This window comes from Prosthecobacter sp. Pr1, from assembly GCF_057652315.1.
Genome location: NZ_JBYFBS010000005.1, coordinates 1 through 20,926 on the forward strand (window position 1 = coordinate 1; position 20,926 = coordinate 20,926).

The 20,926-nt window shown below is 59.6% G+C and carries 8 protein-coding genes; 5 read left to right on the forward strand and 3 right to left on the reverse strand.

Features of this window, described 5'->3' with window-relative positions; genetic code table 11:
- Positions 1–1,222: polysaccharide pyruvyl transferase family protein (locus AC24GY_RS09670; protein WP_487682368.1), on the forward strand; the 1,222-nt coding region annotated here is incomplete at its 5' end.
- Positions 1,223–1,466: 244 nt separating this feature from the next.
- On the opposite strand, the gene AC24GY_RS09675 is transcribed toward AC24GY_RS09670, so the two are convergent.
- The 3 genes from AC24GY_RS09675 to AC24GY_RS09685 form a co-directional block, all read right to left on the reverse strand.
- Positions 1,467–4,607, reverse strand: a complete 3,141-nt coding sequence (locus AC24GY_RS09675; protein ID WP_487682370.1) for an efflux RND transporter permease subunit — start codon at positions 4,605–4,607, stop codon at positions 1,467–1,469.
- Between the two features lie 6 nt (positions 4,608–4,613).
- Positions 4,614–5,780, reverse strand: a complete 1,167-nt coding sequence (locus AC24GY_RS09680) for an efflux RND transporter periplasmic adaptor subunit (protein ID WP_487682372.1) — start codon at positions 5,778–5,780, stop codon at positions 4,614–4,616.
- A gap of 187 nt (positions 5,781–5,967) precedes the next feature.
- On the reverse strand, positions 5,968–8,073 hold the full coding sequence (locus AC24GY_RS09685) for an acetate--CoA ligase family protein (RefSeq protein WP_487682374.1): 2,106 nt from the start codon (positions 8,071–8,073) through the stop codon (positions 5,968–5,970).
- Positions 8,074–8,492: 419 nt separating this feature from the next.
- Here AC24GY_RS09685 and AC24GY_RS09690 point away from each other — a divergent pair, with 419 nt between their 5' ends.
- The 4 genes from AC24GY_RS09690 (at position 8,493) to AC24GY_RS09705 (ending at position 20,770) form a co-directional block, all read left to right on the forward strand.
- Positions 8,493–9,716, forward strand: coding sequence for a DUF5722 domain-containing protein (locus tag AC24GY_RS09690; RefSeq protein ID WP_487682376.1), 1,224 nt, complete (start codon positions 8,493–8,495; stop codon positions 9,714–9,716).
- Between the two features lie 304 nt (positions 9,717–10,020).
- Positions 10,021–10,890, forward strand: coding sequence for a helix-turn-helix domain-containing protein (locus AC24GY_RS09695; protein ID WP_422322913.1), 870 nt, complete (start codon positions 10,021–10,023; stop codon positions 10,888–10,890).
- 147 nt (positions 10,891–11,037) lie between these two features.
- A complete protein-coding gene (locus tag AC24GY_RS09700; protein WP_422322915.1) occupies positions 11,038–11,949 on the forward strand; it encodes an HAD-IIA family hydrolase in 912 nt (303 codons plus the stop codon).
- 178 nt (positions 11,950–12,127) lie between these two features.
- Positions 12,128–20,770, forward strand: a complete 8,643-nt coding sequence (locus AC24GY_RS09705) for an autotransporter-associated beta strand repeat-containing protein (RefSeq protein ID WP_487682379.1) — start codon at positions 12,128–12,130, stop codon at positions 20,768–20,770.
- The last annotated feature ends 156 nt before the right edge of the window (positions 20,771–20,926 follow it).

The window sequence follows — 20,926 nt, forward strand, 5'->3', positions numbered from 1 at the left end:
TTCCTCCGCCCTGTCTGCATTCGCGCAGACCGCCACCCCTCAAAAAACCGTCCTCCTTCAATGCGGCTGGGCCACGAAGAACATCGGCGACATCGGCCACACTCCCGGCACACTGCGCTTCATTGAGCAGTATCTGCCGGAGGCGAAGGTCATCCTGTGGGCGATGAACACGAATGAGGCGGTGGATGCGATGCTGATGAAGCGGTTTCCTAAGCTGGAGATCGTGAAGGGCTCGCTTACCAAAGAAGGCGGTGCGGTGCAGGAGGTGGTGAAACGCTGCGACTTTTTCCTGCGCGGACCCGGCATGGGGCAGAGCACGGATTCCATGATCTACTGCCAGAAGATGGGCAAGCCCTGGGGCCTGCAAGGGCAGTCCTACTTCCCGGACATGGTGACGGGGAAGGATGCGGAGAAGCGCATCGCGCTGTTGAATAGTGCCGCTTACATCTACTGCCGCGATTCCAAGACGCTGAAACTGCTGCAGGACGCGGGCGTAAAGCCACCCGTGCTGGAATTCGGACCCGATGGCTGCTTTGGTATTGATGTGCGTGATGACGAAAAGGCGCTGGCACGGATGAAGAAACACGGCCTGGAGGAAAAGAAGTTCATCACCATCCAACTCCGCACGCATTCCCCCAGCAGCCCCGGCGTGGATGACAAACGGTCGCAGAAGCTCAACACACTGCATCCCACGCCCGAGAACATCGCCGATGACACCCGCCGCGCGAAAGTCTATCAGGACCTCATCGCGATGTGGGTGAAGGAGACGGGGTTCAAGGTGGTCATCGCCCCGGAGGTGAACAAGGAGATGGAGTACAACAAGAAGTTCATCTACGACACCCTGCCGGACGACCTGAAGCCCTACGTGGTCAATTTCGACGAGTTCTGGAACGTGGACGAAGCCTGCTCCTTCTACGCCCGCGCCCACACCGTCATCTGCCATGAGCCGCACACGCCCATCATGGCCCTGGCCATGGGCACACCGATGATGCACACCTTCTCCGAGTTCCACTCGCCGAAGTGCTGGATGTTCAAGGACATCGGCCTGGAAGAATGGGCCCCCGAGTTCGACTCCACCCCGGCCACCAAGATGTTCGAGATCCTCATGAGCATCCACAAAGACTACCCCGAGGCCCAGGCCAAGGTCAAAAAGGCGATGGCCTTTGTCGAGGAGCGCGCAGCCTCTCAGATGAAGGTGCTGAAGGGCGTCATCAAAGCGTGAGTCACTCGCAGCGTAATCACAGTCCAAATAGACTGCTGCCAGGCGGAGCGTTTTTGGAGTGCTGCTGCGTAGCTGCCGCTTTCGAGCGTCTCGAGGCATTCGTGTACTCGCCGGCTTGCAAAAGGCTGCTGGCTCCCGCCTTTGGAATTCCTTGGGTATTTGCTTACCATGCGGCACGTCGAAAGCGGTAGCTGCGTTCGTTCCTCACTTCGCGACCGCAGTCCAAATGGAGGCGCCCTCAGGACTACTTTGCCTCAGCCTTATGCCCTTCAGGCGCATTGAGCGGCTTCACCCGGAACAGCCGCAGAATAACCACAAAGTACAACGGCACGAAGAACAGCCCCAGCAACGTGGTCGTCACCGCACCACCGACAATCCCTGTGCCAATCGCATTCTGACTGCCAGAACCCGCGCCGGTGTTGATCGCCAGTGGCAGCACCCCCAGACCGAAGGCGATGGACGTCATCAAAATGGGACGCAGACGCTGGCGAACAGCATGCAGCGCGGCATCGATGAGCGTGGCTCCACGATCAAAGTGTTCCTTGGCAAATTCCACGACAAGAATCGCGTTCTTGGCCGAGAGGCCGATGATGGTAATGAGGCCAATTTGAAAATAGATGTCATTGGGCATGCCGCGCCACTGCGTGGCGGCGACAACCCCCAGCGCACCGAGCGGCATGTCCATCATCACCGAGAACGGAATGGCCCAGCTCTCATAGAGCGCGGCAAGGCAAAGAAAGACCATGAGCAAAGCGATGATGTAAACCGATGAGGCCTTGGAGCCCGACATCTGCTCTTCATACGACAGCCCCGCCCAGGCAACGCCAATGCCTGGCGGCAGTGACTTCGCCATCTGAATGATCTCGTGAATGGCCTCGCCGGAACTGTGCCCCGGAGACGGCTCACCAAGGATGGAAAGCGACGGCGAGCCATTGAAGCGCTCAAGCTTCGGCGATCCCATTTTCCAGGAGGAGCTGGAGAAGGCGGAGAACGGAACCATGCCGCCCTGGGCATTGCGCACATACCAGCGGTTGATGTCCTCCGGCAGCATGCGGAACGGTGCGTCTCCCTGCATCATCACGCGTTTCACGCGGTTCTTGTCGATGAAATCATTGATGTAGGTGGAACCAAGGATGGTGCTGAGGGAGGCATTGATGTCTGCCAGAGAGAGACCCAGCGCGCTGGCTTTTTCCTGGTCGATTTCGATCTGATAAGCAGCGGTGTCCGCAAGTCCATTGGGGCGCACTGAGGCGAGGAAGGGATTTTTCGCGGCCATGCCGAGAAGCTGACCTTGGGCATCCATGAGTGCCTCATGCCCGAGTCCGCCGAGATCGACCAAGCGCATGTCAAAGCCTGTCGCGGTGCCGAGTTCCAAGACTGCGGGTGGCGCGAAAGCGAAGGCGAGAGCTTCCTTGATCTGCCCAAACTTGCCCAAGGCGCGCATCTGGATGGCCTTCACTTTCTGCGCCGCCAGTTTGCGCTCCCCCCAGGGCTTGAGTTTGACGAACATGAGCACCTGGTTTTGCGCATTGCCGCTAAAGCTGAAACCCAGAACGCCGAAGCCGCCTTCGACCACGTCCTTCTCCTCCTCGAAGAAATGTTTTTCCATTTTCTTCAGCACTTGATCCGCCTGATCACGTGTGGAGCCGGGCGGGAGCTGGGCCATGGCAAAGAGCACACCAGTATCTTCATCCGGCAGGAAGCCGGTGGGTGCGCGCTCGAAAAGAAAAACAACCGCAACGGCGATGGCAATATAAGGGATAAGAGAGAGCACGTAGTGCTTCAGAAACACGGCAACCGCGTTTGTGTAATGATCCGCCGTGCGTTCGAAGGCGCGGTTAAACCAGCCGAAGGGGCCGCGTTTGTTGATGCCGTGATCCTTGGCCACCGGCTTCAGCAAGGTGGCGCAGAGAGCCGGTGTGAGAATCAGCGCGACCAGCACGGAGAGCGTGACCGAACTGACAATGATGAGAGAGAACTGCCGGTAAATGACACCGCTGGACCCCGTGAAGAAGGCCATGGGTACAAAGGCCGCGCTGAGCACCAGCCCGATACCCACGAGCGCACCACTGATCTGATCCATGGATTTGCGCGTGGCTTCCTTCGGCGAAAGTCCCTCCTCCTGCATCACACGCTCGACGTTTTCGACGACGACAATGGCGTCATCCACCAGCAGGCCGATGGCGAGCACCAGACCAAACAGTGTCAGTGTATTGATGGAATACCCGGCCGCCGACATGACACCAAACGTGCCGAGTAGCACCACAGGCACGGCGATGGTTGGGATCAGTGTGGCACGCCAGCTTTGCAGGAAGACAAACATCACCACGAAGACGAGAATGACAGCCTCAATGAGCGTCTTCACCACCTCCTCCACGGAGATGCGCACAAACTGTGTGGTGTCGTAGGGATAGATGGCCTTCACGCCAGGCGGGAAGAACTGCGAAAGCTCCTCCACCTTCTTCTTCACGAGGTCCACAGTCTCCAGTGCATTGGCACCCAGTGCAGGCCGGATGGCCATGCCGCTGGCTGGCATGCCATTGTAGCGCGCCATGACGTTGTAGGATTCACTGCCCAGCTCCGTGCGTGCGACATCCCGCAGGAAGACACGCGAGCCATCCTGACTGACGCGCAGCAAGATGGCGCCAAACTGCTCCGGGGTCTGCAGACGGCTCTGCGCCATGACCGTGGCATTTAGAAGCTGGCCTTCCGTGGCGGGCAGCGCCCCGAGCGCACCGGCGGAAATCTGCGCATTTTGCGCACGCACGGCGGCGATGACGTCATTCGTGGAAAGCTGGTACTTGGTCAGCTGGTCGGGATTCAGCCAGATGCGCATGGCATACTGCGTGCCGAAGGCCTGGATCTCACCCACGCCCTGCAGACGGCTGATGGGATCTTTCATCACACTGGCATTGTAGTCGGCGAGGTCGGTGTTGGACATGCTGCCGTCCGTGGAAATGAGCCCCACGACGATGAGGAAGTTGCGCACCGATTTGTTCACCTGCACGCCCTGCTGCTGCACTTCCAGCGGCAGCGATGGAATGGCGAGCGCAACCTTGTTCTGCACCTGCACCTGCGCGGTGTCAGCATTGGCTTCACCATCAAACGTGACGGTGATCGTCGCGGTGCCGTCCGAAGTACTGGCTGATTCAATGTACCGCAGGTGGTCGATGCCGTTGAGCTTCTGCTCAATGACCTGCGTCACCGTGTCTTCCAGCGTCTTCGCGGAAGCTCCAGGATACGTCGCGATGATCGCGATGGTGGGCGGCGCAATGCTCGGATACTGGGCAATGGGCAGTCTTTCAATGGAAAGCGCCCCCGCCAGCATGATGATGATGGCGATCACCCACGCGAAAACAGGCCGGTCGATGAAGAAGCGTGACATCGTGGATTACTTGGCGGCGCCAGGGGTTGGAGCAGGAGCATCCGCAGCGACTTTGACCGGCACACCGGGGCGGATCTTCTGAAGATTGTTGATGATGAGCTGATCGCCCGGCTTGAGCCCGGAGGTGACCAGCCATTGATTGCCGACAGCACGCGGAGTCTCCAGCACCCGCAGCTCGACCTTGCTCTCCGCTCCGATCACCATCGCGGTCGGTTCGCCCTTCGAATTGCGAGTGACAGCCAGCTGCGGCACGAGGATGGCATCCGGCGTGGTGCCTTCTTCCAGTCGGGCGCGTACAAACATGCCGGGCAGAAGATCGCCGCGTGGGTTTGGAAACACAGCCCGCACGGTCACGGAATTGGTCAGCGTGTTCACTGTCACGTCAGAAACCTCCAGCGTGCCCTCCTCGGGATAGATCTCGCCGTTTTCGTACACCAGCTTCACGCGCGGTTGTCCCGAGGCATCCGCCTTGAGCCTGCCGCTCGCAAGGGCCGCCTTCAGACGCAGCAGGTCACTGCTGGGCTGGTTCACATCCACATAGACCCGGTCGATCTGCTGCACCGTGGAGAGCAGCGTCGCCTGATCTGTGCGCACATAAGCCCCCTCCGTGACCTGTGAGAGACCGATGCGTCCGGTGATCGGGGACGTCACCTTGGTGTAGTCGAGATTGATTTTCGCGGTCTTCACCGCCGCCTGGCCTAGCAGCACTTCCGCTTGATTGACGCGCTGGCTGCCTGAGGCCTCATCATAGTCCTGCTTGCTCACGGCATGGGAGTCGATCAACGACTTCATGCGGTTCAGTTTCAACTGCGCGGAGTTCAGACCCGCTTCGGCACGGGCCAGCGTACCCAACGCACTTTCGTAAGAAGCCTCATACTGCGCCGGATCGATTTCATAGAGCACCTGCGCTTCCTTCACATCGCTGCCCTCCTTGAAGAGACGCTTCAGGACGATGCCACTGACGCGCGCCCGCACCTCGGCCACACGGAAAGCTGAGATGCGCCCTGGAAGGTCCTGTGTCAGCGTCACAGGCGTCGTCGCAATGGTGATCACCCCCACTTCCATGGGTCCGGGTGGTCCCGGTGCTGCAGGGGGAGGCCCCGAGGGAGTGCGCCCGCAACTCGCGAGCAGCAGCGCCAGCACGAAAAGAGGGTGTTTAAAAAATGGATTCATACTCAAACAATTCGTTTCCAGCGTCCTTCTGGACGCCGCTGATCTCACGCAGCAAACGTAAATACAAGCAACCAACGAATCTGCCAACTTTCCGCTTCTCTCAGTTTAAACAGGCGGTTGCCGCCACATTTAGATGAGCAAATGTCATTACGTGAGGCATGAACCCGTGCATCGCACCTATGACCATTTAGGCCCGCACCACCACTCGTGCATCCAGCGCGATGATGCCGTCCGGCGTCGCCAGCAGCGGATTGATATCCAGTTCAACGATGCGCCGCTCGTGCTGCACCAGCCGCGCAAATTTCACCAGCGTATCATCCAGCGCAGCCAGGTCCACCGCCGGCTGGCCGCGCACGCCATGCAGCACTTTGGCGATTCTCGTCTGCTCCACCCAGCGCCGTGCCAGCGCATGATTCAGCGGCGGCAGGGCCAGCGCGTGATCCTGCAGCACCTCCACCAAAGTTCCGCCCGCACCAATCAGCAACACCGGACCGAACTGCGCGTCTGCGCTCGCCCCGAGGATCAATTCAATGCCCTTCTGTGTGACCATTCGCTGCACCGTCACCCCTTCAAAAGCAGACAGGCCATGCAGGTGCATGACGTTGTCACAGATCAACCGCCACGCCTGCTGCACTGCGGCGGCATTGAGCAGATTGAGCTGCACGCCACCACAGTCGCTCTTGTGGGTGATCGTGGATGAAAGCAGCTTGACCACCACAGGATACCCAAGTGCCTCTGCCGCAGCGACAGCCGCAGCTTCATCGTAGGCCGCGCGTGTCTCCACGATGGGAATTCCGGCCACCTGCAGCAGTTGCTTGGCTTCCTGCTCCGTCATCAGAGTGCGCCCGCTCTTCAGTACTGCGTCAATCATCTCCCCCACCAAAGGCAAAGCTTCACTGTCATCATCATCGGCATGGGCACTCAGCGTTTCGCTCAGCCAGATCAGGCGCAGCCGATGCTCACGCATGCGCACAAATGCCAGCGCAGCTTCATCGGGGTAGTCATATGTCGGCACCCCGGCCAAATTGAGAATGCCGCGTCCCTCTTGAACACTCTGCGCCCCCATCCAGCTCGCCAGCAGCGGCTTGTTGATCTGGCCTGCGATCCACGCGACCTCCTGAGCGATGTTCGTGGGATGCGTCATGGCCTGCGGAGTCAGAATAGCCAGCACACCATCCACAGCTGCGTCATCGGCAACAATTCGCAATGCTTCTGCAAACCGAACCGCGTCTGCATCGCCCAAGACATCGACTGGATTGTGATGGCTCCAGTGCGCGGGCAGCAGCGCGTTCAATTCCGTCATTGTCTTCGCCGAAAGCTCCGCCAGCTCCCCATGACCAAGCACCAGCGCATCCGTCGCCAGCGCAGCGGGACCACCCGCATTGGTCACGATCGCGAGCCTCCGCCCAGTGGGCAGCGGCTGCTTGGCCAGCACCTCGGCCATGTCGAACAGTTCCTCGATCGTATCCACGCGCAGCACACCGCTTTGTCGCAGTGCCGCGTCCAGCACCGCATCGCTGCCCGTCAAAGCACCGGTATGTGAAGCGGCTGCACGCGAGGCTTCTGCCGTGCGGCCGACCTTGATCACCACGATGGGCTTTTGCGCCGCCACTGTCCGTGCCGCCGCCAGGAATGCCGCCGCATCATGACCCACGGACTCCATGTAAATCACAATGCTGCTCGTGTTGGGATCCTCTCCGAAGTGTCGGATCAGATCCCCCCAACCCACATCGGCCATCGCACCAGTGGAAACAAACGCGCTGAAGCCCACATGCTGGTCATGGCTCCAGTCCAGAATAGCCGTGCATAGCGCCCCGCTCTGGCTCAAGAAGGCCACCCTTCCCGGCTGTGCCACACTGCTGGCAAACGTCGCATTCAGCCCTGCATGCGGATTCATCAAACCGAGGCAGTTCGGCCCAATCAAGCGCACGCCATACCGCTTCGCCGCTGCCAGCACCTCCGCTTCCAGCTTCGCACCTTCTGGCCCCGTTTCCTTGAACCCTGCAGAAATAACAATCCCCGCCTTCACGCCCGCCATCCCAGCCTCCTCCACCAGCTGCGGCACCGTGCTTGCAGGTGTCACAATGATCACCATCTCAGGCACCTCCGGCAGTGCCGCAATATTCGGGTAAGCCTTCACGCCGCACACCTCCGCACGTCTGGTGTTCACCGGAAAGACCGGGCCTGAAAAGCCGCGCAGATTTTCCCAGATCGCACGGCCCACACTGCCGTCACGCTCCGTGGCTCCGACAAGAGCAATGCTGCGAGGCTGGAAGAAGGAGGTGAGAGACATGCGGAAACCTACGAATGGAATGAACCACGTCTCAACGCATGTTGTGCATTGTTGTGACCATACTGGGTGGATGGGGGCCTTGTGGCTGGGTGTTCATCTCCCCCTTCCCCGCGTGGCCTCACTCCCTGCCTTGTTCATTACTATTGCGTGATGGGTTCACGCTGCTGAGCCCTTGCCCCAGGACCATGTGGTGTCAGGCACCATACTGATCCTGAATATTATGTCCCGGGGCTGGCCCGCTCGCACCGGAAAAGGAAAAGAACCGTCCTTACCCCTCTTCCCCTGCGCAGCACGACCCACAGGCAGCGTAGCACTCGTCGCAGATAAACTCGTCACCAAACTTCCCCGCTTCGGGTTTGCCGCAGCGTTCACAGGCAGCTTGCAGTTGCTCATTCGCTGCGGTGGTTGTCTCATCACTCATGCGTCATCTTCTTCTCGGCCTCCTCCTCACGCAAATCGCCTTTGCTCAAAACAGCGATCCGTTTCCCACGCCGCCGAATCAAAAGGGCCTGCAGGTGCAGATGGTGGATGATGCGCTGGCGATTGGCATTCACCACGCGGGCATCAATGTGAACCTCACCGGCCTGTTTGATCCCAAATCGAAACCTGAAACCGGCGAGTTTATTTTTAATCAAAATTATCTCGCTTCTCTGGACCGCCAGATCAAGCCGCTCTCAGACAAGGGCGTGCTCGTGTATCTCATCATCATTGCCTATCCCTCGAAAAACCCGGCCATCGACGCCGTCGTGCTGCATCCGGGACATCGCAAAGATTACAAGTTCAGCGTCGGGGCCGTGAACACGACGAGCGGGTTTCTGAACGCCGTCATGGACCTGCTCGCAGAACGCTGGAGCGGAGCTCATCCCGACCACGGACGCGTTTGGGGCTGGATCATCGGCAACGAGGTCAATTCTCACTTTCTTTGGAACAACATGGGCCTCGTGCCGCTCGAAACTGCCGCCAGCGAATATGAGAAGGCTTTCCGCATCATGCACCAAGCCATTCGCAGACATTCCCTGAACGCCCGCACCTACCTCTCCTCCGATCATCATTGGAGCAGCAGCATGCACAACGTGAGTCCGCAGGAAGCCACCCTGGGTCGCGACTTCCTCGATACCTTTGCAAGGCTCGTGCGTGAGCGCGGCGACTTCGACTGGAATGTCGCCTGGCATCCCTACCCTGAGGACCTCGGCAATCCACGCGCCTGGGCGGATAAAACCGTCACGCACGATGACAACACCAACAAGGTCACTTTCAAAAACCTCGAGGTGCTGCCAAAACATCTGGAGCGCCCTGAACTTCTCTTCCATGGAAAGCCACGCCGCATTATCCTCAGCGAGCAGGGTTTCCACACACTTCTCACGCCCGAGGGCGAAAAGCTTCAGGCCGCCGCCTACGCATATGCATGGGAGAAGATTCAAACCCAGCCCACCATCGACGCCTTTATTTACCACCGTCATGTAGATCATGCTCACGAGGGTGGCCTGAGGCTTGGTTTATGGCGCAATGCACCAAACTCTGTCGCAAATCCGCACAGCAAGAAGCTCATCTACGAACTCTTTCAAAAAGCCGGAACTCCGGCATGGCGTGCCGCCGCCGATGCGCTGCTGCCAGTGACGGGCTTGCAGGTGTGGGGCCGGTAAAGCTGGAGTGATACGAATGTCGCAGATGAACACACATCTGTGCAGATGACAGGCATAGCGACAACAGGTGGCACGCATGCTGCATAGCCATGCACATAGCCTGATGCCTCGCCTGAAGGTTTATTCACCTCCGCACTGTGAAACTTCTTTTGCGCCTAAAATCGACTCTGCCTTTCATCCTTCATCCAAGAAATGAACTTCTGTACGCAGCTTTGATTCGTATCTGTTTTCATGAACGATTTGACACGTTCGCCCTCTATCATTGCAGGAACGGGATCCTGCATTTTCTCAGCACGAGCAACAGATGAAACCCATTGTTGAAATGCTCTCCCCGCTTGCAGCCGCCGAACCGGTGGTATGCGAGGTCGTGCGCGGACAGGATTTTGGCTGTGTGTGGCATTACCACCCGGAGTGTGAGATCACTTTGGTGTTGAAAGGCGGCACTGAACGACTCATCGGCAACAACATCTCTTCGATCCAGCCTGGAGATCTCGTCTTTCTGGGCTCCAATGTGCCGCACGATTACCGCAACCAGCCTGCGCCGGGCACGCCTCTCACAGAGGTGGAGGCCATCGTCGTACAGTTCATGCCGCAACTGCCAGGACATGAGGACTGGATGCAGCGCTCATCCATGACACCCGTGCGACGGTTGTTTCAACGTGCTGACCAAGGCCTGGAGGTCACAGGCATCACCCGGCTGACCGCCACGCGCATCGTTCAGGAAATGCTCCATGTGCATGGCATGAAGCGAGTGATCCTGCTGCTGCAGTTGCTTGATCTGCTGTCAAACTCGGAGGAACTGCGGGAAATCTCATCTCCTGTCCTGCCGCAGCCACGACCCGGGACATCCGACCGCATCAGCATGGCGTGTGAATTCATCGCATCCCATCTTCCAGAACCTATTTATGTGGCCGATCTGGCAGCCATCGTCGGCCTTGGTAAAAGTGCTTTCAGCCGTCTGTTCAAAAAAAGCACCGGACGCACCGTGCCTCAGTATGTGAATGAGCTGCGCATCGCGCGTGCCTGCCTTCTGCTCGCAGAAACAGACCTGACCGTCAGCCAGATTGCCATGGACTGCGGCTTTGTATCACCTGCGCATTTCCAGCGGCAGTTCAGAGAGCATCAGCACTGCGTCCCCCTGGTCTATCGCAGCAGGATCATGCAGCCTTCCTGAAGCAGAATGCACAAACAGCGTCTGCTTTGCTCAATTCGGGGTCTGCAAGGACGGAATGGTGGCCTCGCGCATGCTTAGAACAAGAGTTCATCGAAGCATGCAGACAATTCTGTGAAGCCTGCGCCAAACTCTACCCCCTCTGAAACGATGCCTCAAACCAAAGGACTGCTGATCGACATGGACGGTGTGATCTACCGCGAAAACCAGCTGCTGCCCAAGGCGGCGGAATTCATTCATCACCTCATCGAGACTTCGACCCCTTTCCTCTTCGTCACCAACAACTCTGCACCCACGCCCGAAGATCTGGTCGTCAAACTCAACCATCTGGGAATCCACGGGATCTCAGCACGGCATTTTTACACAGCCGCCATGAACACCGCCGAGTTTCTGGCGGAGAACCACCCTTGCTGTACAGCCTTCGTCATGGGCGATGCAGGGCTGACATTGGCGCTGCAAAAGGCAGGCATCCCCAATGATTCCATCCGCCCCACGTACGTGGTCGTTGGCGAAGGCATGCAATCCACGGAAAAACTTTCCAAAGCTCATGAACTCATCGAAAAAGGTGCGCGACTGGTCGCCACCAATCCAGACAACTGGTGTCCCGTGAAAAAGGAAGTGACCCGCCCCGGCGCAGGTGCTCTGGCTGCGTATCTGGAAGCCAGCACGGGACAGCGCGCCTATTTCCTCGGCAAACCAAACCCCTACATGTTCCAGCGTGCAAGGCGGCTGCTGCAGCGCCACACCGAAGAAGTGATGATGGTAGGTGACACGATGGAGACAGACATCCGGGGTGCCATCGAAGTTGGCATGCAGGCCTGCCTGGTGCTGACCGGATCCACACGCCTCGAAGATCTGCGCAATTACGTCTACCAGCCCACCTGCGTGCTGGAGGGTGTTGATGAACTGCTCGAGGAGCTTCGAGGATCAGGCACCAGCAGCAGCAGGCTGCAGTTTCTCTCCAGTGTCACGACCGCTGCTCATAAGAAACCGGGTGCAAAGCATCCCGACCAGCGTACCGAAATCCCTTATCCGCGCCCACGCCCGGCCATGACCAAGTGACTTGGCATGCTGATTTACATGCCTGGTGAAGCCAATGCCTGCATGCCATCATCGTGCCCTGATGGCTTGTAACAATCGTTTGCACAATTAGCGTCTCATTTGCGCGATTCGGGGTCTGCATGAATGCTGGAGTGGTCTCGCAGGTGCTTAGCGAAGGAGTGCTGAATAAGCATCACTTATGCAATACCTCACCTTTGTTTGCCGCTCACTTCGAATCGGCCATCTGTGGATCGCAGCACTTTTGCTGACTTCTCTCACCGCCGGCGCCCAGACACTGACATGGGATGCCAACACTTCCACCAGCGGCCTGCAAAACGGCAGCGGTGTCTGGAACACTTCAAACACCAACTGGCTTGATGGCTCCACAAACACTTCCTGGGTGAACTCCACCACGGCCATTGCGGACATCGGTGGCGGCTTGATCACCACCACCGGAACCTCCTCAGCCCCGATCACCATCACTGTCCAGACGGACATTCAGCTGACCACCCTGAACTTCCGCGGCTTCACCACCACGCCGACCAGCTACAACATCTACACGCTGCAGGGGGACGTGGCCGGACGCATCATCGACCTCGGTACAAACGGCCTGATTCAGATGGAAAACCTCTCCTCCGGTGGCTCCCAGTTCGTCCAGCTCGGCAGCAATCTCCGACTCAAGGCCAATAACCTGCGCATTCAGAAATATGGCAGCGGCACCGCATTCCAGTACATCACGCTGGGAATGGTCACCAACCCGGACTTGACGGGCACGCTCACGATTGCAGGCAGCATTTATGCCACACTCGGCGCTCCTAACACCGTGCAAAATGTCAGCGGCATCGTGGTGGAGGCGGGCGGCTCTGTGGTGCTGGGAGGCACCAACGCCAACTACAGCCAGTCGTTTTACCTGGCGGGCTATGGCAACAGCCTGACCTTCTCCAGCACCTCCTACGGAGCCATCCGCTTCACAGGCAACAACACCATCGTGTCAGGCGGCATCACACTCACGGCGGACGCGGGCGTGCACACCAACTTCAGCGGAGCATTCGGGACGACCGGCATTCTCATCAACTCAGCGATCACCGATGGCGGCAACAATTACGGCTTCACCCGTTTTGCCTTCACGCGTGGCGACGGCACCCTGACGCTGGCCGCCGCCAACACCTATGGCGGCGCCACTACTCTGGGCCGTGCTCTCAGCACCTACTCCGGCGGCGTCACCATTCTTGATTTCACTGCAGCCACCTCGCCGCAGGATGACATTCTCTACCATGGTCTCGCCACGCCGGGAAATTTGAACTTCATCGGTGGAAATTCCGTCAGCGTCCTGCGCCTCATGGGCAAGGACGGTCAGACGGACAGTCAGCGGCTTGCCAATGTGATCGTCAGCGGCACTCACAGCTCCCTGGAGCTTTATTCGGGTGTGGGGGGTACGGTCAATCTCAGCCTGGGCACGCTCACACACACCGATGTGAATGCCACTCTGGCCGTTGTCGCACCGACCTCCGGTGCCATCACCACGACACAGGCGGATGGTTTCGTCGGTCCGTGGCTGACCTACACCGGTGGCAATGGCAGCCGAAGCTGGGCGCTGCCCGCGGGTGGACTGCTGGGCAACGGCTACGCAGGTGACATCTTCTACACAACGGGAAGCAGCCTGAGTTCCACGCCTTTTGCCACCACCTCCAATGTGGGCATCAACAGCAGCTCCACCGGTGCTTTGACACTGGGTGCAGGCACCACCTACCTGAACACGCTGTCCATGGCCGACATCACGACGGACCGGCAGATTTCCCTGGGCACCGGTCAGACACTGCGCCTGGGCACGCAGGGAGGGATTCAACTGGTCAATGGCGCGCGCAGCCTGACGGTGGGAACCGCAGGCTTGACCAGTACGCTTTCCGCCGGCGGCACGGTGACTGCCACCGCCGGGCAGCTCTTCCTCACCAACAATTCGACCACCGAGCTTCTGACCATCAACTCCAACCTTGCCAACAACGGCACGGGCATTGTCTCGCTGGTGATCAATGGTGCACCAGGTTCACGCACCGCGCTGACTGGAACCAACGCGCACACCGGCGGCACGCAGATTTCCAGCGGCATTTTAGAGGTCCGCAGCAACGGGGCGCTCGGCACATCAGGAACGGTCACCGTGGTGGACGGAGCCACCCTGGCACTTTCCGGGGGCGTCACCATCAGCCGCGCCCTCGCAGCCATTGGCGGTTTTGGCGATGCCAACAACGGCGCCATACGCAGCCTCAGCGGCGACAACTTCATCACCGGCTCCATCTCCCAGAACGCCATGTTCATGATCGCCGCAGACGCCGCCGCCACGCTCACGATCCAGGCCTCCAGCGTCATCTCCTATTCCTCCGTCATCACCTTTGGGGGAGCGGGCACCGTCACGGTCAATGCAGCGCTCACCGGCGCAGGTGCTGTGAGCAAGATCGGCACAGGCACTCTGATCTTCGGCGGCAACAACACCTACACAGGTTCAACGACTGTAAGCTCGGGAACCCTCAAACTGGCAAGTACCGCCGCAGGCGGGGCGACCAGCGGGTTCCTCATCACCGCCGGAGGCACCGTGGATCTCAACGGCCAGACCACTGACCGCAGCTTCATTTCCATCAACGGCGCCGGCGTCGGCAGCTTTGGCGCTCTCATCAACAGCAGCGTTACAACGGCGGTTGTCACCGGCACAACGGCACTGGCCACCTCCACCAGCATCGGCGGCTCCGGCAACATCACCATCAGCAATTCAACCGGCATCACCGGTAACGTGCTGCTGACCAAGACCGGCAGCGGCACGCTCACGGTGATCGACTCGACGACGACGAGCGCGCGTACCGGAACCACCCAGATCGACGCCGGCACCCTGCGGCTGCAGGCGACGGCCGCCTCCATCGCCCCCGTTGGCACGGGTTCTTTCGCTCTCAATGGCGGCACTCTGAGCCTGGGATTTGATGCCACCACAACCTTCACCAATGTGGTCAACCTCCTCAATGACAGCACCATCATCGCTGACCGGGCCACTTCGGGTGCAGGCGGCACGATCACCACTCTGAGCACACTGACCCTTGGCACCAATACCTTGACGGTGAAAGCGGGCGAAAACGTCACCAGCGGCACGATCGGCCTGACGTTGGGCGCGGTCAGCATCGGCGGAGTCTCCATGCGGCCCGGCAACCCGACCTTCGATGTACAGAGTTCGGCAAACGCCGCGCTAACGCTCACTTTGGGAGCATTCACCGATCAGGGCATCTCTCCAAGCACGATCACTTTCCAAAACAGCGGCACGGTGGCCAGCACGGTCACACTGGGAGTCGCTGCCACCAGCTTGGTCGATGGCACGGTCGTGAATCTCGCGAACAATGGCGGAGCGCTGACATTGAATCTGAATGTCGCAAGCGCGCTGGGCACTCTGGCGCAAGTGAACGTCGCTTCAGGCAACACTCTCAGTCTCGGCGCTGCGCAGACTTTCGGCTCGCTCGCGGGCAGCGGCACAGTCACCGCCACCGGCACTTTCATTTTAACCGTCGGCAACGCTCTGAGCTACACGCTTCCGGACACCCATTTCAGCGGCGTGCTGTCCAACGGCACAGGGACACTTGCACTGACCAAACTGGGGCTCGGCACGCTGACCCTGGATGGGAGCGATTCGAACACCTACACCGGCGCTACGACGGTCAGCTCGGGCACCTTGGTCCTGGCGAAAACCGGCGGTGCCATTGCGATCAGCGGCGGCGTCCTCACCATCGGGAATTCTGCCAGCGGCACTGCGGGCAATGCCACCCTGCGCCTCGGTGCCAGTGACCAGGCCGCTCCACTTTTAACGGCACTGACACTGAATGCGGGTTCGACCCTGGACCTGAACGGCTTCAATCTGACTGTGCTCACCCTTTCCTCTTCGTTTGGCACCACGATTACAGGTAGCGGCACTCTGACCATCAATCAGACAGGCGGAACGATGACATTCTTCGGGGTCAGTACCATCAGCAGCAGCAGCACGCTCCAACTGACAGGGACAGGAGTGGCGGCCACCCGCACCATGGCCATCACCAGTGTGACCGACCAGCTCACCATCAGCGGGAATGTGACCCAGGGTACAAACATCGGCAGCATCGTGGCCGGAAATTCCGCCCAGACCGCACTTGGCACCCTGATCCTGGCGGGTAACAATTCCTACACCGGCAGCACCACCGTCAGTTCCGGCATCCTGAACATTCGCAGCGCGAACGCCCTGGGTTCGACTGCCGGCACCACCTCCGTCACCAACGGCGGCACCTTGCAAATTGAGGGTGGCATCACCACGGCGGCGGAAAAGCTGACCCTCAACGGCGGCTCAGGCTTTGCAGGCTCCAACGGCATCCACATTCAGACCGGTGCCTTCGTCAATGTCAGCGGAGTGAACAACTTCACAGGCCTGCTCACACTTGCCACTTCCGCAGTCACCATCGCCTCAGACAGCGGCACGCTTAATCTCACGAATGCGGGAACAATCACAGGCACGGGCATCGGCTTGATCCTCGCTGGCGCGGGAGATGGCAGCATCTCCAGCATCATCGGCACCACCACAGGAACACTGACCAAGAACGGCACAGGCACCTGGACCCTTCTCGGCGTGAACACCAGCACTGGAGCCATCTCGATCAATGCAGGAACCTTGAAACTCGGCGATGGCACCACAGGAAGCTGGAGCTCTGTCGCCGTGCCAGATTTGACCTACACTGGCAGCGGCACCTTTGAATACGGCGGCGCCACCCTCGCCAGCACGCAGGCATTCGGCGCTCTCACCCTCACCTCCGGCAGCGGTGTTCTGAAAGTGGATGCACCTGCCTCCGGCACGAATGCCCTGACCTTCACCTCCCTCGTCACTCCGGCACTCGGCTCAGGCCTGAACATCGTCTCACCCGCCAGCACCAGTGTGAGCATCACCGGCACTACCAACACGAATGGCATCATCAATGCGCGCCTTTATTTCAACGGCGCTGATTTCGCCGCATCCACCTCCGGCGTCATCGGTGCGGCCACCACCACCACGGCCACCAGCAGCCTGACCGCAGGAAATCTCAATCCATACCTGATCAGCGGATCCTTTGCGCAGACGAGTTCGGCCATCGTCAATGCAGGCATAAAATTCTCGGGCGGTGACACCCTGACCCTCGACAGCGGCATCCTGCTGACGATCAACAACGGCACGAACAGCGCCGGTGGTATTTTGATCACCGGCGGCGTGGCTGCTGTGATCGCAGACGCAGGCTCCGCCACCGGCCTGACCACGGCCGGCAGTGGTGATCTGGTGATTGGCACAGACGCTGCAGGCGACAGTCTGAGCATTCAGGTCGCTATCACCAGCACCACCACGGGGGGATTGACCAAAAACGGTGCAGGCACGCTGACGCTGACCGTTGCCAACGCCTACACCGGAGCCACCAGCATCAATGCCGGCACTTTGATTCTCGGCAACGCGGCAGCACTGAGCTCATCCACCGCAACAGTGCAGGTGGGCGCGGTGCTCGACCTCAACGGCAAAATCATCATCAACACCGCCACCTTAAACGGCACAGGAATCAGCAATGCGGGGGCGCTGATCAACAACAGCGTCACGAATGCCAGCATTGGGGCGCTGACCATCGGCTTGGGCAATGGCACGGGCGGCATCGGTGCCAGCATCGGCGGCACAGGCAACATCACCTCCACTGGAGTACTGACTGGAAACAACCTCCTGGTCAAAACCGGCTCGGGGACTCTGACTGTGGGCAACAATGCCGGCGTTGCGCTCGCGAGCACACGTACCGGGGCGACTCGCATTGACGCTGGCACCCTGCGCATCAGCAACTCCACCTCCGCCCTCGGCACCTCCGCAGCGGCGATTATCCTCAATGGGGGCACCTTGAGTCTCGGCAGCACGGCTTCGGTGGTGGCCTATCCCGTCTCTGTGACGGCAAGTTCCACCATTGTTTCCGATGTCTTCACCGCCGGTGCCGGTCTCACTCACACTCTCGGAGTTCTCGCCATCGGGGCGCAGACCCTGACCATCCAGGCTGGAAGCAATGTCACCACCGCGAGCACCAATGCCGGAATTGCCTTCGGAGCCACCACGCTGCTCGACAACCCCACATTCGATGTACAAAGCCCCGCCACATCGACCAACGGCATAACCACGCTCACCTTGGGTGCCTTGAATGACCAGGGCGTGGCCAAGACGATCACCTTCGCGAATACAGGAACATCCGCCACCAACAGCAACGTCACCCTTGCGACAGCCATGGCCAGCCTGGTGGACGGTACGGTGGTGAAGCTTAACAGTGGCACGAATGCCGGTGTCACTTTGAACCTCAACATCGCCACAGTGCTGGGCACGCTGGCGCAGGTGACGGTGAACGGAAACAGCGTGATCAACCTCGGCGCCGCGCAGACCTTCGGCTCTCTGGCAGGAAGTGGCACGGTCACCACCAGCGGCGTCTTCACGCTGACCGTCGGCAACGCCAACAGCAGCACCCCGCTGAGCACGACCTTCACCGGCACCTTGAGCAATGGCACCGGCACTCTGGCGCTGACGAAAAACGGTCTGGGCACCCTGACACTGGCTCCCACAACTTCCGCCTACACCGGTGCCACGATTGTCAGCGCAGGCATCCTGAAGCTGGGCAACTCCACCGCACTGGGCACCACCAGCGGCGTCACGATCAGCGCCGGCGCCACCTTGGATCTCAACGGGCAGAGTACAGACCGCAACCTCATCTCCATCAGCGGCATGGGGCTGAACGGTGGCGGCGCCATCACCAACAGCAGTTCCTCTCTTGGCACGATCACGGGCACCGTGGTGCAGGGGTCTTACGCCAAAATCGGCGGCACGGGAGACATCCTCATCAACAACGCGGGCGGCATCACCGGCAATGCGCTGCTCACCAAGTTTGGCACCAACACGCTGACTGTCACCAGCGTTGCAGCCAGCGCACGCAGCGGCACAAATCAGATCGATGAAGGCACGCTCCGGTTGCAGGCCGCAACAGCCATCGCCGTGGTAGGCACCGGCGCCATGGCCATGAACGGTGGAACTTTGAGCCTGGGCTTTGACTCCAGCGGCACAGTGGGCGGAGCAGTGAATGTTTTGGCAGACTCGACCATCATCATTGACCGCGCCACCGCTGGGGCAGCAAGCACCACACTCACACTGGGTGCCGTCATCATCGGCGGCAACACTCTGACTGTCAAAGCTGGCAGCAATGTGACAAGTGGCACGATCGGCCTGACCCTCACAACCATCACCATCGGTGGCCCATCACTGGCGCCTGGGAATCCCATCTTCGATGTGCAAAGCACCGCCAGCGCAAACGCACGTCTAACTCTGGGAGCCTTGACCGACCAAGCCATCGCACCACGCATCATCACTTTCCAAAACAGCGGCGCAGGGGCCAGCAGCGTCATACTTGCCGCAGCGGCCAGTAGTCTGGTGGATGGCACTCAAATTAATCTGGCAGGCACCGGCGGCGCGATCACACTGAGCCTAAACAACGCCACCGCGATCGGCACATTTGCCCAGGTGTCCATGGCCTCAGGTAACACCCTGTCCCTTGGCACCTCACAAACAATCAGTTCACTTAATGGCAGCGGCACGGTGACAACCACGGCCAACTCAGTTCTCACCATTGGCAATCCGCTGAGTCAAACGATGCCCGATTCCACTTTCAACGGTGCTTTGACCGGCACAAGCCTCTCTGTGGTCAAGGCCGGAACCGGAACGTTGACTCTCGGTGGCAGCACCGACAACACCCTCTCCGGATCTTCGGGGCTCACGGTAAACAGCGGCACGCTCGTGCTGGCGAAAACAGGCGGCGCCGTGGCGGTATCGTCGAAACTGATCATCGGCACAGTCGGTGCCGCCTACGGCAGCGCCACAGTAAAGCTGGCAGGAGCCAGTCAGATCTCTGCGACAGCCACGGTGACCATGTATGCCCAGAGCTTTCTGGACCTAAATGGGTTCAACGCCTCCTTGGGTGCTCTCAATGTCACGCCTGGCGGCACGATTTTCAACAACGCCACGGGTACCACCACCACGCTGACAGTGGGCACAGGAGACACCTCGGGCCAGCAACTCGGTTCAATCGTGGACAACACCAGCGGCACAGGCACTGTGGCATTCACAAAGACCGGCTCAGGAGCCTTTGTCCTGGGGGGATATAACACCTACACCGGTGCCACACTCGTCGAGGCAGGTTCCCTGCAAGTCGGCCTCTCAGGCATGGGAACCACCGGCATAGGCGCGGTCACAGTGCAAAGTGGCGCGACTCTCCTCGGCACGGGAGTCATTCAAGGCTCCAGTTTCACAGCGGCCAGCGGCTCCACCATTCAGGTGGGTGATGGCACCGCTCAGGGGAACTACGGCACACTCACCTTCCAGCCAGTTTCAGGTTCCGGAACGATCGATTTTCAGTCGGACAGCACGATCATTCTCGGGCTAAATCCAAGCGGCACCTCCGATTTGCTCAATATCGTTGGCACTGGCTCCACAACGCTGCTGTTCAGTGGCAATCTCACCATCACAGCCACGGCTTTTACCCCCACCGCGCCAGCAGTATACAATCTCCTCGACTGGTCCGGTCTCGCATCTTCGCCTACATTTGACAGTCGCTTTAACTACATCGGCCAGCTTTACGGGAACTCGGACGAAGCCGCCGGCTTCGACCTTCCCGATATCTCAGGCTCAGGCTACGCCTGGGACATCAGCAATTTCACAACCAATGGTACCATCGCCATCGTCCTCGTGCCAGAGCCCTCCCGCTGGATTTTATTGGGGTTGAGTCTCGGCCTGCTGTTTCTCAGGCGCAGGCGCTAGTTTCCGGCTGCTGAGGGAGAATGCACAAAAAGGGTCAGCTTCGCCTTATTTAGGGTCTGCGCGATGCGTCCCATGGTCTCGCGAATGCTTAAGAACGAGGCGTCATGCAACCCTCAGCCATGCAACCTCTCTCTGCCGTCGCTCACCCTACACGGC

Bases quoted from the DNA above. Each gene is read 5' to 3' on its own strand.
- AC24GY_RS09680 (WP_487682372.1), bottom strand. From the start codon at position 5,780: ATGAATCCATTTTTTAAACACCCTCTTTTCGTGCTGGCGCTGCTGCTC.
- AC24GY_RS09695 (WP_422322913.1), top strand. From the start codon at position 10,021: ATGAAACCCATTGTTGAAATGCTCTCCCCGCTTGCAGCCGCCGAACCG.
- AC24GY_RS09675 (WP_487682370.1), bottom strand. From the start codon at position 4,607: ATGTCACGCTTCTTCATCGACCGGCCTGTTTTCGCGTGGGTGATCGCC.
- AC24GY_RS09705 (WP_487682379.1), top strand. From the start codon at position 12,128: ATGCAATACCTCACCTTTGTTTGCCGCTCACTTCGAATCGGCCATCTG.
- AC24GY_RS09685 (WP_487682374.1), bottom strand. From the start codon at position 8,073: ATGTCTCTCACCTCCTTCTTCCAGCCTCGCAGCATTGCTCTTGTCGGA.
- AC24GY_RS09690 (WP_487682376.1), top strand. From the start codon at position 8,493: ATGCGTCATCTTCTTCTCGGCCTCCTCCTCACGCAAATCGCCTTTGCT.
- AC24GY_RS09700 (WP_422322915.1), top strand. From the start codon at position 11,038: ATGCCTCAAACCAAAGGACTGCTGATCGACATGGACGGTGTGATCTAC.